This window comes from Micromonospora sp. NPDC003776 (assembly GCF_053605645.1).
The window spans coordinates 1-13,818 of the sequence record NZ_JBSGJR010000120.1 but is presented as its reverse complement, the minus strand read 5'-3'; the positions used below and the strand labels follow the sequence as shown (position 1 = coordinate 13,818).

Sequence of the window (13,818 nt, the reverse complement as noted above, 5' to 3'; positions counted from 1 at the left end):
ACCTCGAAGGTCGAGCGAGCGGGGCGATGGCCCGACGGTCACCGGTGCACTCGAACCAACATCAGCTCGAGTGAGACAAGGGTGCACCAATGAGCCTACGCCGAGCCGAGCCGAGAATCGCACAACGGAGTGGAACCACCACCGACGGCAATGGTTCCACTCCGTTGTCAATGTGCGTCGCACCCCGGCGGCCGTCGACCCCGAGTCGAGGCATCCTGCCACCGCTCATGCCCTCTGGTGCGCGCTGGACTGCACACGGTCACACGATGGAGATCGACCGCACCTGGGTGTTGCCCTTCGTGTCGACGTACACCTTGTAGTCGCCGACGGGGTAAGTGCCGGCGGCGTTGTTGTCGATCGTGAACGTGGCCGTCACCGGAGACTCGCTGCCGTCGATGTGGGTCTGCTTCACCGTGATGGTCAACTCGTTCGTGTCGCCCGTCAGCTTCTTCACCACCGCCGACGGCTTCGCATCGATGACCGCGTTGGCGACGGTCACGTAGACCGCGTCGGGTGAGGAGAACTCCGCGTTCTTCTGCCCATCACCGAACAGGAAGAAGCCCCGCTGTTCGACGGCCCCGCGCCCGGGGAACGGATCCGGGTTCGAGGCCAGGTACGTCGGATTGACCGTGTACAGGTCCGTCTTGGAATCCGCGACGACGGCCTTCACCCCGGTGTACGGCGCATCGGTGATCGCGAGGTTGACCGACAGGTAGATGGCGTCGGGGTTGTTGGCCGACCTGCGCGAGGAGAAGTACTTGTCCGTACTCTGCCCCGCAGGGACGGCCAGCGGCACGACCTTGTCGCCGACGAGAATGTTGAACTGGAAGTCGCCGTAGCCGCCGGCGACGAACTTCGCCCAGGCCGCGTCCGACATGTAGTCGGGGCGCTCCACCTTGAACTCCAGCCGCATCGGCGCCACGTACGTGCTGGTCTGGTACTCGGGGTCGGTCAGCGGCAGGTAGACCCCTCCCGGGGCATGTCCCAGTTCGAAGGCCGACGCCGTCGGGGTCGAGTTGCCGCGCCCGTTCCACATCGGGATGTTGAACGAGGTGGCACCGAGCAGGGCCTGGCCGCCCAACTGGCTCGTGCCGACCGCGGCCGACGCGTCCTTGTAGGTTCCGATCGTGACGTCGAGCAGGTCGAGGTCCGCCCGGTCGGCGTTCAGCCCCGGCATGTCCGCCCACATGAACTTGGCACCGGCCGGCCCCGAGTACCGGGCCATCTCCAGCATGCCATCGGCCATGATCTTGGTCATCTGCACCGCCGAGTCGACCTTCATCCGCTCGTTGGCCGTGTGCCACCAGCGCTCGTTACCCGGGATGACGGCGCCGAAGGCAGTCATCTTGTTGCGGAAGCTGCTGGCCAGGGTGCCACCGGTCGTGCCCTGCGGATAGACCACGTCCCGGAGGGAGTACGGATCCGCGAACTCCCCCGGGTTGCGGTCGATCGAGGCCTGGTAGCTGCCGAACTGGAGAGCCGTCAGCGGGTTGTCGTGCGTGACGTACAACCCGGCGCCGACGGGCGAGCCGAGGTTGCCGATGGTGAACCCCTTCGCCTGGAAGGCGGCCGTGACCGCCGCCGTCGCCTGGCCGGAGTCGGCCGCGGTGACGTGCATGCTGCGCACGTACATCGGCATGCTGAGGCTGCCGGAGGCGTCCGTGTAGAAGCTCGTCGGGGTCTCCGAATTGATGCCGCCCATGAGGGCGAAGGTCAGGTTCGGCGTGCCGTTGCTCGGGTTGCGCAACAGGTTCGCCGGGATGTCCATGTACTTGCCGATATAGGCCTCGCCTTCGACCCCGTCGCGGAAGAACAGGTCGGTGATGCCGTCGGCGGCCTTCTTCAGTTGCATGTCGGCGGCCGTGATGCCCACTTCGCCGAGCCCCTTGGAGAGGAGGAACATCCCCCACACGACGGCATTCTTGCCGTACTGCGGGGTCGGCATCTCCATCGCCACATCGGTGTTGATCTCCAGCGTGAGCGCGTCGCCGGTGATCGTGGTCTGCACCTTGGGCGTGGTGCGGGGAGCAGCCGGGAGCCAACCCCTCGTGGTCGCGGCAGCGGTGATCGCCGACACGAACCGGTCGCGCTCGGCGGCGCCGACCCCGGCCACGTTGAGGGTGAAAATGGCCCGCGAGGCGATCTGCGTGGTGCTGCCGTACGCGATGTCCTTGAGCGTCGGGTCACCTTCGCGCAGCGTGACACCGGCGGTGGCAGCCGTCAGCCGGAAGGCCCTGGTGCTGTCCGCGGACAAGCTCATCGACACCGACGGGGTCACCGATCCGGAGTTGCCGACGATGACCGGGAACCGCGAGTCGGAGGTGTAGGCCGCGATCGGGATCTCCTCCCGATTGAGGTTCTTGTAGGCCCAGTTGTCGTAGAAGCTCGGGTTCGAGTTGTACGGGATGGACTGGAAGGTGGCCGTGTTCGTCGTCGAGGGCGTGCCGGGACCGCCGTCTTCGTAGATCCCCATGACGATGCGGATCCGTCGGTCGAGGGGCAACCCCGCCTCGAGCAGCGCCTTGGCCGCGAGCAGCGTCGCCAGCGTCGGGCCGCTGTCGTCCTGGATGCCCGCCCCGTAGACCCAGCCGTCCTGGACATAGGGCGAGTGGTACGCACCAGGAGTGCCCAGGTTGCCATCGGCGTCCCGCCAGCGCGCCAGCTGAGCCGCCGAAACGGAAGCCGTCGGCGAGTCGAGGTGGCTCAACGCCATGACCATCTCCGGGGCGTCCGGGTCACCGATCTCCGCGTAGACGTACTTGTCGGGTTGGCGTTGGACGACCACCGGGAAACCCAGGTCGGTGGCCAGCTTGACCACCCAGGCGAGCTTGGCGACCTTGCGGTCGTACTCGTGCTGGTTGGCTTCGGTGTTGCTGACCGGGAAGGGATACGCCGTCGCGGCCGTGCCGCCTCGGGAGATGGAGTCGTAGCTCGACCCGTCCAGCATCGCCCCGACCAGACTGAGCGGGTCGTAGCTGCCGTCCCCCGCCCGCGCGCTGCTGACACGTCCAGCCAACGCCTCGACTTCCGCGTGGATCGCGTCGCGCTCGGCGTCGGTCACCGACAGGTCGTAGGTGACGCTCGGCCGGAAGCGCTCCTCACCGGGGCTGGCCGCGGACGCGTGGGACGTGGGCGCAACGGTCGCCGCGAGGGTCGCGGCGAGCAGGACGGAGAAGGCTGTCGTCCGTCGGTCTCTCATAGAGGCTCCAGAACAGGGGGGATGACACTTTGGCGACAGCACACGCCAGCCGTGCCGCCAGTGGCCGACGGGGCGGCATTTCTTGAGGATGATCTGAGAATCGGCCGGTGCCGTCAGCTCGGCCGCAGCCGGTGGCCCACCCCGCGTACGGTCTCCACCAGGCCAGCGCCGTCGAGCTTGCCGCCTAGGGCCGCGACGCGGACGTTGAGGGTGTGTCCCGCCTTCCGGGTGGTCTGCCGTACGTCCATCAGCAACCCCTCATCTCGTCACCCAGGCGAGGAGTGGTCACCACCTGCGGAGATTGCAGATATCCCGAGTCGCCTGCCGGATGAGTGCTCCGGTCTTCCGGGGGTCGACGTTGCCTCTCGCTGCGCCGGAAAAGCGAGAAGTATCCCGCACCAGGAGAACCGCACCGATCCAGCCCACGATGATTCCCAGCGTCATGGCGACAAAGAGCAGCATCACGAGCGGCACAAGAACGCTCTCTGCGACTCCGAGGCGGACCAGCAGCATCAACAAGGCCGTGACCGGGAAAAGCAAAGCAAGCCGCATCCCCCTGACAAAGAGGCGGTATCTGTAGGACTCCGCAATCGTGGGCATGTCGGGGCTATCCAACTGACCCTCCACTCCGGCCTCAGGCGCTCGCCACACAATCGCACCCTGCGCCAAAATTGCGCCATCCGGATCAGCGGATGCCGGCTCCTGCACCTTGTCGAGCAGTCACCGTCCATCCAGGTCCCGCGCGCGGTCCGCGCCGACGGAGCCACCAAGATCGAGAAGTCGCGCCGCACCCTGGCCCTGCCTGCCGCGGTGTGCCACTGCGGTCGCCACCCACCGCGAGCGCCGCGGTCAGCCTTCCACCGACCGTCTCGTCTTCCCTCCACCGCCGGCAGCGCCCTCGACCGGCACAATCTGCGGCGGGCCTTCCGCCCGGTCATCGCAATGGTGGGCGTTGACCGGCGCGTCTGGACCCGTCGCGAGCTGCGGCACGGCTTCGTGTCCCTGCTGTCCGACAGCGGTATGCGCATCGAGCGGATCGCCGACCTCTGCGGCCATGCCGGAGCAGCGTCACCGAGAGCACCTACCGGCACCAACTCCGGCCGATGCTCCTGAGCTCGGTCGCCAGGGACGGAATCATCGGCGCTGAGGTAGTCGCTCAGGTAGACACCCAGCGACGACAAGAGGGCACGTCCATCAAATGGATGTGCCCTCTAAGTTGCGTCGGGACGGCCGGATTCGAACCGACGACCCCTTGACCCCCAGTCAAGTGCGCTACCAAGCTGCGCCACGTCCCGATGCCCCCGCGCGCTGTTCCCCGCGGCAGCCGGTACAGCTTAGCGCAGGATCTTCGCACCGCGCGCACAGGCCCCTCCCGTGCCGGGCGTGCCCGAGACGCCACTCCCTCTAGAGCATCCTAGGAAAGGCGTGGCCGCCGGAAAGGATCCCGGCGGCCACGGAACGAGGGCAGGGTGGGTCAGCCGTGGGCCTTGCCGCGGCCGCCGGGGCCGAGCTTCTTGCGGGCGCGTACCGAAATGTCGATCGGGGTGCCCTCGAAGCCGAACTCCTCGCGGAGCTTGCGCTCGACGAAGCGCTGGTAGCCGGCGTCCAGCGGACCGGTGGTGAAGAGCACGAAGCGCGGCGGCGCCACCCCGGCCTGGGTGGCGAAGAGGATGCGCGGCGCGCGACCGCCGCGCACCGGGTGCGGGGTGGCCTGGACCAGGGCGGTGAGCCACTGGTTGAGCTGGGCGGTCGGGATCCGGGTCTCCCAGCTTGCCAGGGCCTTGCGCAGCGCCGGGGCGAGCTTGTCGACCGCCCGGCCGGTCTTGGCCGAGAGGTTGAGCCGGATCGCCCACGGGATGCGGCGCAGCTCCCGGTCGATCTCCTTGTCCAGGTAGTAGCGGCGATCGCCGTCGACCAGGTCCCACTTGTTGAAGGCGATGACCAGGGCGCGGCCCGCCTCCACCACCATGGTGAGGATCCGCTGGTCCTGCTCGCTGATCACCTCGCTGGCGTCGAGCAGCACCACGGCCACCTCGGCCGCCTCGATCGCCGACGCGGTCCGCAGGCTGGCGTAGTACTCGGTGCCGCTGGCCTTGCCGACCCGCTTGCGCAGGCCGGCGGTGTCCACCAGCTGCCAGGTCTCGCCGCCGATCTCCACCAGGCTGTCGACCGGGTCGACGGTGGTGCCGGCGACCGAGTCGACCACCGCCCGCTCCTCGCCGGAGAACCGGTTGAGCAGGCTGGACTTGCCGACGTTCGGGCGGCCGACCAGGGCGACCCGGCGCGGGCCGCGCGGCCGGTTCTCGACGATCTTCGGGGCCTCGGGCAGCGCGGCCATGATGGCGTCGAGCAGGTCGCCGGAGCCGCGGCCGTGCAGGGCGGAGACCGGGAACGGCTCGCCGAGACCGAGCGACCAGAGTGAGGTCGCCTCCATCTCGATCGTGTTGTTGTCGGCCTTGTTCGCGACCAGGATCACCGGCTTGGCGCTGCGCCGCAGCATCTTCACCGCGGCCTCGTCCACGTCGGTGGAGCCGACCATCGCGTCGACCACGAAGAGCACCACGTCGGCCGTGACGACGGCCGCCTCGGCCTGCGCGGCGATCGCCGCGGCCCGGTCCTTCGCGTCCGGCTCCCAACCGCCGGTGTCCACCACGGTGAACGCCCGGCCGTTCCACTGCGCGTCGTACGGGACCCGGTCGCGGGTCACCCCGGGGATGTCCTCCACGACCGCCTGCCGGCGGCCGATGATCCGGTTGACCAGGGTCGACTTGCCCACGTTGGGGCGGCCGACCACGGCCACCACGGGCTGTGGGCCGCTCGGCTCACCGGAGTCGACCTCCGGCTCGCGCAGCTCGACCCAGCCACTGTCCTCGATCACGCCACGCCCCGATCGGTGAGCAGGTCGCGCAGCCGGGCCACAACCTCGTCGATGCCGAGCTCGGTGGTGTCCAGCACCACCGCGTCGGGAGCCTGCTGCAGCGGGTTGACCTTGCGGGTCGAGTCGAGCTTGTCCCGGCGGGCCAGGTCGGCGGCGGTCGCGGTCACGTCGGCGGCGTCCTCGGCGCTGCGCCGCTGGGCGCGGGCCGTCTCGGAGGCGGTCAGGTAGACCTTCAGGTCGGCGTCGGGGGCCACCACGGAACCGATGTCGCGACCCTCGACCACGATCCGGCCGGCGTTGACGATCATCTGCCGCTGCCGGGCGACGAGCAGCTCACGCACGGCCGGCACGGCGGCCACCGCGGAGACCGCGCCGGTCACCTCGGGACCCCGGATCTCCTTCGCCACGTCGACGCCGTCAACGGTCACGCCGTACCCCTGCGGGTCGGTGCCGATGCGCAGGTCGGCCTCACCGGCGACCTTGGCCACCGACTCGGCGTCGGTGAGGTCGACACCGGAGCGCAGCACCGCCCAGGTCAGCGCCCGGTACATGGCGCCGGTGTCCAGGTAGCGGGCCGCGAGACCGGCGGCGAGCCGGCGCGAGACGGTGGACTTACCCGAACCGGACGGCCCGTCCACAGCGACCACGCAGCGCCCGGCCGGTACGTTTTCCTCCACCGTTGTCCTCCTCAGCCCGTACCTCGCGGGTCGCCGGTGTCTCCGGTGCCGTTGAGCGGTTGTCCATCGTCATCAATCATGCCCGCACCGCGCGGGTCGGCCGCACGCGACGCCGCCGGGGGCGATCCGCGCCACCCGCCGGCCCGCGGGCCGCGTCGAAGCCTACCGGGACCCGTACCCACCCGGGCGGGGTCAGTCACCCACCGCCTTGAACAGGGCGGCGACCTCCGCGTTGGTCAGCCGCCGTAGCCGCCCGGTGCGCAGGTCGCCGAGCTTGATCGGCCCGATCGAGGTACGGATCAGCCGGGACACCGGGTGTCCCATCTCGGCCATCAGACGCCGGACGATGTGCTTGCGCCCCTCGTGCAGGGTCAGCTCCACCTGGGCGGTTCTGCCCAGGCTGTCCACCACCTTGAACGAGTCGACCTTGACCGGGCCGTCCTCCAGCTCGACGCCGGCCGTCAGGCGCTTGCCCAGGTTGCGCGGGATCGGCCCGGCCACCTCGGCGAGGTAGGTCTTGAGTACCTCGTATGACGGGTGCATGAGCTTGTGGGCGAGGGTGCCGTCGTTGGTGAGCAGCAGCAGGCCCTCGCTGTCGGCGTCGAGCCGCCCGACGTGGTAGACCCGCTGCTCCAGCCGCGCGCCGATGAAGTCGGCGAGCTCGGTGCGGCCCTTCTCGTCGGCCATGGTGGTGACGACCCCGCGCGGCTTGTTCATCGCCACGTAGACCAGCCGGACGTCGGCCTGCAACCGCTCACCATCGACGTGGATCACGTCGCGCGCCGGGTCGGCCTTGTCGCCGAGTTGGGCCACCCGGCCGTTGACGGTGACCCGGCGTCGGAAGATCAGGTCCTCGCAGGCGCGCCGCGATCCCACCCCGGCGGCGGCGAGCACCTTCTGCAGGCGCTCGGCGCCCTCGTACACGGGGGCGTCGGGCTTAGGGGCACGGTCATCGCGTCGCATCGGCAAGCTCTTCTACGTCGTCGGGCAGGAAGGGGGCCAGGGGCGGCAGGTCGTCCACCGAGTTCAGCCCCAGCTTCTCCAGGAACATGGTGGTGGTCCGGTAGAGGAACGCCCCGCTGTCCGCTTCGGTGCCGCACTCCTCGACCAGGCCGCGACCGACCAGGGTACGGATCACCCCGTCGCAGTTGACACCCCGGATGGCCGAGATCCGCGACCGGGTCACCGGCTGCTTGTAGGCGATCACGGCCAGGGTCTCCAGCGCGGCCTGGGTCAGCCGTACCGACTGCCCGTCCAACACGAACCGCTCGACATAGCTGGCGTATTCCGGGCGGGTGTAGAGACGCCAGCCACCCGCCGCCCGGCGCAGCTCGAAGCCGTGCCCGGCGGTGGTGTACCCGGCCGCGATCTCGTCGAGCATCGCACCGACCCGCTCCGGGGCCTGTTCCAGGACCTCGGCCAGCACCAGCTCGCTGACCGGCTGGTCCACCACCAGCAGGATCGCCTCCAGCGCGCCGCGCAGCTCGGCGTCGTCCAGCTCGGGCGCGGGCTCCGACGCGGGCGCCACCCGCCGCCGACCCCGCTTCTCCGGTACGCCGCCCGCACCGCTCTCCCCCGCCGCGCCCCGCGGCCCCGAGACGCCGCTCGGCTCCACGGCCCCGGTCGGCTCCACGGCACCCGTCGACTCGGCCTCAGCGGTCGACTCCGCCGCGCCGGTCAATTCGGTGGCACCGGTCCGCTCCGCTGCGCCCGTCGGCTCCGCTACAGCTGTCGGCTCCGGTGCAGCTGCCGCACCCGTCGACTCCGGCGCACCGGCCAGCTCGGCCGCCACATCCCCGCCCAGGGTCGCCCCGGACAGCCCACCGCCCTCCCCGATCCCCGACGGTGCCTCGCCCGTCCTGAGGGTCTCCGCGGAGATCTTGGAAGAATCCGACCCCTCCAGGGGCCACTTCCTTCCAAGATCCGCGGCGGGTTCCGGCGCCACGTCAGCGGAGGGAGCCTCCGCAGGGGGCTCGGCGGCGGCAGAGGGCTCGCCGGCAGGGGGCTCGTCGGCAGGGGGCTCGGCGCCGGCAGGAGGCTCGTCGGCAGGGGGCTCGGCGTCGGCGCGGGGCTTGGGCGGGGCGGGGCGCTCCCACGGGGGGATCCAGGCGGCGGCCTGGTCGGCCAGGGAGTCGCGGCGCTCCTCGTCGCTCATCGGGGTCACTCCTGCGTCGGTGCGGGCTCGTCGGCCGCCGTGGCGGCCGAAGGTGCAAGGAAGGGCCCCTTGTCAACGCCTGATGCGGGTGAAGGGGCCCCTCCTAACGAGGCGGGCGGGGCGCCAGCCGCCGCGGCGGGCGGGGTGTCGGCGGGCGGTTCCGGGGAGCCGGCGTACTCGTCGATGGTCAGCTCGGTGTCGCCCTCGGCCGGGCCGGTCCACCGGACGGTCAGCTCCTCCAGGGCCTGCTCCTGGACGAAGGCGACCAGACCCTGCCGGTAGAGCTCGAGCAGGGCGAGGAACCGGGCCACCACCTCCAGGGTGATCTCGCAGTCGGCGCAGAGCAGCGAGAAGGTGGCGGTGCCGGCCCGACGCAGCCGGGCGGTGATGATCTCGGCGTGCTCCCGGACGCTGACCCGGACCATGTGCACGTGGGCGATCGACACCTCGGGCACCGGCTTCGGGGTCATCGCCTTCAGCGCGAGCTTGAGCAGCCGCTGCGGGCCGATCCCGAGCACCAGGTCGGGCAGGGCCTCCGCGTACCGGGGTTCGAGGGTGACCGCGCGTGGGTAGCGGCGGCCGCCGACCGACTCCAGCTCGGCCAGGTGCGCCGCCGCCTCCTTGTACGCCTTGTACTGGAGCAGCCGGGCGAAGAGCAGGTCCCGCGCCTCCAGCAGGGCCAGGTCCTCCTCGTCCTCCACCTCGGCCGACGGCAGCAGCCGGGCCGCCTTGAGGTCGAGCAGGGTGGCGGCGATCAGCAGGAACTCGCTGGTCTCGTCCAGGTCCCACTGGTCGCCCATGGCCCGGATGTACGCGATGAACTCGTCGGTGACCTTGTGCAGGGCCACCTCGGTCACGTCGAGCTTGTGCTTGCTGATCAGCTGCAGCAGCAAGTCGAACGGGCCGGTGAAGTTGTCCAGCCGGACGGTGAAACCGCTGGCCTCCTCGACGGTGGCCGGGTCGGCGGGCACCACGGCGTCGACCTCGGCGGCCAGTTCGGCGGCGGCCACGGGGTCGCTCGCGCCGTGCGGCGCGGGCGGGTCGAGGGGCGGTGCGGTCACCGGCAAACCGTAGTCCACGGCCCGCACTCCCGGTGTCGGGCCTACCGGTCGGCCTGGGCGGCGATGACCTCGCGGGCCAGCTGCCGGTAGTTGCGCGCGCCGGAGGAGGCCGGGTCGAGGGTGGTGATCGGCGCGCCGGCCACGGTCGACTCGGGGAACTTCACCGTCTTGGTGATCACCGTCTGGTAGACCTTGTCGCCGAACGCCTCCACCACCCGCTGCAGCACCTGGCGGCAGTGCGTGGTGCGGGAGTCGTACATGGTGGCGAGGATGCCCTCGAGCTCCAGGTCGAAGTTGAGCCGCTCGCGCACCTTGTCGATGGTGTCCAGCAGCAGCGCGACCCCGCGCAGGCTGAAGAACTCGCACTCCAGCGGGATGAGCACGCCGTGCGCCACGGTCAGCGCGTTGATCGCCAGCAGGCCCAGCGAGGGCTGGCAGTCGATCAGGATGAAGTCGTACTCCTTGCGGATGGTCCGGAGCACCCGGGCGAGGGCCATCTCGCGGGCGACCTCGTTGACCAGCTGGATCTCGGCGGCGGAGAGGTCGATGTTGGCCGGCAGCAGGTGCAGCCCGGCCACGTCGGTCTTGATCAGGACGTCCTCGGCGGTGACGTCGTCCTGCATGAGCAGGTTGTAGACCGACAGGTCGAGGTTGTGCGGGTTGACGCCGAGGCCGACGGAGAGGGCGCCCTGCGGGTCGAAGTCGACCAGCAGCACCTTGCGGCCGTACTCGGCGAGCGCGGCGCCCAGGTTGATGGTGGTCGTGGTCTTGCCGACGCCACCCTTCTGGTTGGCCATCGCGATGATCCGGGCCGGACCGTGCCGGTCGGTCGGCATGGGCTCGGGGATCGGCTTGCGCATGGTGTAGGCGGCCGGGTCGGCCGGGCCGAGGTCGGCGCCGAGCGTCGCCTGCTGCTCACGGAGCTCCGACGTCCAGGTCTCGGCACGGTCCTCGTTGCCTGCCATGTCCTCGTTGCCCCCTCCCGACGACCACCCGGCGTCGGAGCCGTCCGACGTCCCTCGCGGCGCCGTTGCGCACCTCCGGTCCGTCGCCCCTGGAGGTCCGCGCCGATGCCGACTGTACGCCACGCGCCAGCAGCGCGTTCGGTACCGGGTCGGCGTGTCGGGCGTCCCCGGGTCCGGGGTGGTCAGCCGCGGGCTCGCGGGTGGGCGGTCGCGTACACCTCGCGCAGCCGTTCCACGGTGACCAATGTGTACACCTGGGTGGTGGTGACCGAGGCGTGGCCGAGCAGTTCCTGCACCACCCGCACGTCGGCGCCGCCGTCGAGCAGGTGGGTGGCGTACGAGTGGCGCAGGGTGTGCGGGGAGACCGCGTCGGGGCCGGTGACCGGCAGGCCGGCCCGCTCGGCCGCGCCGCGCAGCACCGCCCAGGCGCCCTGCCGGGTCAGCGGACCGCCCCGGGCGTTGACGAAGACCGCCGGGGTGCCCCGGCCGGCGGCGAGCAGCGCCGGGCGGCCGCGGACCAGCCAGGCGCGTACCGCTTCGACGGCGTACCCGCCGATCGGGACCAGCCGGGTCTTCCCGCCCTTGCCGCGCAGCAGCACCGCGCCCTCGTCGAGGTCCAGGTCGTCCACGGCGGCGCCGACCGCCTCGGAGATGCGCGCGCCGGTGCCGTAGAGGAACTCCAGCAGCGCCCGGTCGCGCAGCGCGCGGGGCGCCGCGTCGCCGGTGGCGGTGACCGGGCCGGCGGTCTCCAGCAGCCGGAGCACGTCCTCGACGGGGAGCGCCCGGGGCAGCCGGCGGGCCGGGGTGGGCGGGCGGACGTCCCGGGCGGGGTCGGCGCCGGCCAGCCCCTCGCGCACCGCGAACCGGTGCAGGCCGCGCACGGCGCTGGCGGCCCGCGCGGCGGAGGAGACCGCGAGCGGCGGGTGGTCGGCGTCGCCGGCGCGCAGCCGGGCAAGGTGCCGCTCGATCTCGGCGGCGCCGACGGCGGCCAGGTCGGTCACCCCGGCGGCGGCCAGGGTGACCAGGTAGCGGTCCAGGTCCCGGCGGTACGAGGCGAGGGTGTTCGCGGCGAGTCCACGCTCGACGGTCAGGTGGTCGAGGTAGCCGCGGACGGCACGGCGCAGGGCCGGCGCGGGTTCCACACCCGCACCGGCCCCGACCCGTTCCGTGGCTGCGGTCAGGCCAGCACCTCGGCCAGCGGCAGCACGTCCATGCCGTGCGCCTCGGCGACCGGGCCGTAGACGACCTGGCCGGCGTGGGTGTTCAGGCCCAGCGCGAGGGCCGGGTCGTTGCGCAGCGCCTGCCGCCAGCCCTGGTTGGCCAGCTCCAGGGCGTACGGGAGGGTGACGTTGGTCAGCGCGTGGGTGCTGGTGTTCGGCACCGCGCCGGGCATGTTCGCCACGCAGTAGAAGATCGACTCGTGCACCTTGTAGACCGGGTCAGCGTGCGTGGTGGGACGCGAGTCCTCGAAGCAGCCGCCCTGGTCGATGGCGATGTCGACGAGCACGCTGCCCGGCTTCATCCGGGAGACCAGCTCGTTGGAGATGAGCTTCGGGGCCTTCGCGCCGGGGACCAGCACCGCGCCGATGACCAGGTCGGCGTCGAGCACGGCCCGCTCGATCTCGTACGCGTTGGAGGCCACGGTCTGCAGGTGGCCCCGGTAGATGGCGTCGGCCTGGCGCAGCCGGGCCACGTTCTTGTCCAGCAGCAGCACCTCGGACTGCAGGCCCAGGGCGATGGCGGCGGCGTTCATGCCGGACACGCCGGCGCCGATGACCACGGTCTTGGCCGCGTACACGCCGGAGACGCCGCCGGGCAGCACGCCCCGGCCGCCGCCGGTACGCATCATGTAGAAGGCGCCCACCTGCGGGGCGAGCCGGCCGGCCACCTCGGACATCGGGGCGAGCAGCGGCAGGGAGCGGTCGGGCAGCTCGACGGTCTCGTACGCGATGCCGGTGACCTTGCGGTCGACCAGCGCGTCGGTGCACTCCTTGGAGGCGGCCAGGTGCAGGTAGGTGAAGAGCACCTGCCCCTCGCGCATCCGGTGGTACTCCTCGGCGATCGGCTCCTTGACCTTGAGCACCAGCTCGGCGGCGTCCCAGACCTCGTCGGCGCTGCCGAGGATCTTCGCGCCGGCGGCGGCGAACTCGTCGTCGCTGATGCTGGAACCGACGCCCGCGCCGGATTCGACGAAGACCTCGTGGCCGTGGCGGGTGAACTCGTTGACGCCCGCGGGGGTGATGGCCACGCGGTACTCGTGGTTCTTGACCTCGCGGGGGATTCCGACCTTCACGATGCAGACACCTTCCTTCGGGGCAGCTCACCCCCGACTGCTCGGTGCCACGGCGGCCCCATTGCCGACGCGGTCCACCGGTCCCGCCGGCGGCAGTCTAGGCGCGTGGGAACTACCCGGAGGCCAGCACAGTGACATCCGGTGCCCGGTCGTGCTGACGATGTGTCAGGCATGGACCGGGCTGGGCGGTGGAGACCGCCTCAGCCGTCAGGACAATGTTCGGTAAATATCGTCCCACCGTCGGGGCGGCGGTGCGGACAGGACGGCAGTGGATCACTAAGGTGTCCGCTCATGACCACTCCTCCGTACTCGCAGTACCCGCAGGGCGTCTCCGACAAGAGCAAGATCGTCGCGGGCATCCTGCAGATCCTTCTCGGCGGCTTCGGCGTCGGCCGGTTCTACATGGGCGACACCAAGACCGGCGTGATCCAGCTCGTGGTGACCATCGTGACCTGCGGTCTCGGCGGCATCTGGGGTCTGATCGACGGCATCCTGATCCTGGTCAACGGTGGCGTCGACGGCCAGGGGCGCCCGCTGCGCGACTGAGCGCCCGACACACGGAAGGGGCCGCGCGGTGCTCAGCACCGCGC

General features: G+C 71.0%; 12 protein-coding genes, 1 tRNA gene and 1 pseudogene. 2 read left to right on the top strand and 12 right to left on the bottom strand.

What is annotated here, in order from left to right; genetic code table 11:
• Positions 1–259: 259 nt before the first annotated feature.
• From ACWEVO_RS13150 to ACWEVO_RS13140, 3 genes are all read right to left on the bottom strand, one after another.
• Positions 260–3,199: a M20/M25/M40 family metallo-hydrolase gene (locus ACWEVO_RS13150; protein WP_452307764.1), complete on the bottom strand. Its 2,940-nt coding sequence runs from the start codon at positions 3,197–3,199 to the stop codon at positions 260–262.
• A 113-nt stretch (positions 3,200–3,312) separates the two neighbouring features.
• Positions 3,313–3,447, bottom strand: coding sequence for a hypothetical protein (locus ACWEVO_RS13145; protein ID WP_452307763.1), 135 nt, complete (start codon positions 3,445–3,447; stop codon positions 3,313–3,315).
• 37 nt (positions 3,448–3,484) lie between these two features.
• Positions 3,485–3,799, bottom strand: a complete 315-nt coding sequence (locus ACWEVO_RS13140; RefSeq protein ID WP_452307767.1) for a hypothetical protein — start codon at positions 3,797–3,799, stop codon at positions 3,485–3,487.
• A 123-nt stretch (positions 3,800–3,922) separates the two neighbouring features.
• On the opposite strand from ACWEVO_RS13140, the pseudogene ACWEVO_RS13135 reads away from it, so the two are divergent.
• A pseudogene (locus ACWEVO_RS13135) lies at positions 3,923–4,347 on the top strand (tyrosine-type recombinase/integrase); the annotation flags it as partial.
• A 73-nt stretch (positions 4,348–4,420) separates the two neighbouring features.
• Here the strand turns inward: ACWEVO_RS13135 and ACWEVO_RS13130 are convergent.
• From ACWEVO_RS13130 to ald, 9 genes are all read right to left on the bottom strand, one after another.
• Positions 4,421–4,494: transfer RNA gene (locus ACWEVO_RS13130), tRNA-Pro, on the bottom strand.
• Between the two features lie 179 nt (positions 4,495–4,673).
• Positions 4,674–6,077 (bottom strand): ribosome biogenesis GTPase Der, encoded by a 1,404-nt coding sequence (gene der / locus ACWEVO_RS13125; RefSeq protein ID WP_452307762.1) that lies wholly within the window; start codon positions 6,075–6,077, stop codon positions 4,674–4,676.
• The gene (cmk, locus tag ACWEVO_RS13120; RefSeq protein WP_452307761.1) at positions 6,074–6,754 is read right to left on the bottom strand and encodes a (d)CMP kinase; all 681 of its coding nucleotides are present in this window, start codon (positions 6,752–6,754) and stop codon (positions 6,074–6,076) included. Before cmk ends, der begins: the two co-directional genes overlap by 4 nt.
• A gap of 192 nt (positions 6,755–6,946) precedes the next feature.
• Positions 6,947–7,717 carry a pseudouridine synthase gene (locus ACWEVO_RS13115; protein ID WP_452307760.1) on the bottom strand — a complete coding sequence of 257 codons (771 nt, stop codon included), beginning with the start codon at positions 7,715–7,717 and terminating at the stop codon, positions 6,947–6,949.
• Positions 7,704–8,546, bottom strand: a complete 843-nt coding sequence (gene scpB, locus ACWEVO_RS13110) for an SMC-Scp complex subunit ScpB (RefSeq protein WP_452307766.1) — start codon at positions 8,544–8,546, stop codon at positions 7,704–7,706. Before scpB ends, ACWEVO_RS13115 begins: the two co-directional genes overlap by 14 nt.
• A gap of 368 nt (positions 8,547–8,914) precedes the next feature.
• Positions 8,915–9,970: a segregation and condensation protein A gene (locus ACWEVO_RS13105; RefSeq protein WP_452307759.1), complete on the bottom strand. Its 1,056-nt coding sequence runs from the start codon at positions 9,968–9,970 to the stop codon at positions 8,915–8,917.
• Between the two features lie 41 nt (positions 9,971–10,011).
• Positions 10,012–10,935: a ParA family protein gene (locus ACWEVO_RS13100; RefSeq protein WP_452307758.1), complete on the bottom strand. Its 924-nt coding sequence runs from the start codon at positions 10,933–10,935 to the stop codon at positions 10,012–10,014.
• A gap of 182 nt (positions 10,936–11,117) precedes the next feature.
• Positions 11,118–12,116, bottom strand: coding sequence for a site-specific tyrosine recombinase XerD (locus ACWEVO_RS13095; RefSeq protein ID WP_452307765.1), 999 nt, complete (start codon positions 12,114–12,116; stop codon positions 11,118–11,120).
• Positions 12,113–13,228 carry an alanine dehydrogenase gene (ald, locus tag ACWEVO_RS13090; RefSeq protein ID WP_452307757.1) on the bottom strand — a complete coding sequence of 372 codons (1,116 nt, stop codon included), beginning with the start codon at positions 13,226–13,228 and terminating at the stop codon, positions 12,113–12,115. Before ald ends, ACWEVO_RS13095 begins: the two co-directional genes overlap by 4 nt.
• Before the next feature lie 171 nt (positions 13,229–13,399).
• Between ald and ACWEVO_RS13085 the strand changes: the two genes are divergently transcribed.
• Positions 13,400–13,774 (top strand): TM2 domain-containing protein, encoded by a 375-nt coding sequence (locus ACWEVO_RS13085; RefSeq protein ID WP_452307756.1) that lies wholly within the window; start codon positions 13,400–13,402, stop codon positions 13,772–13,774.
• The last annotated feature ends 44 nt before the right edge of the window (positions 13,775–13,818 follow it).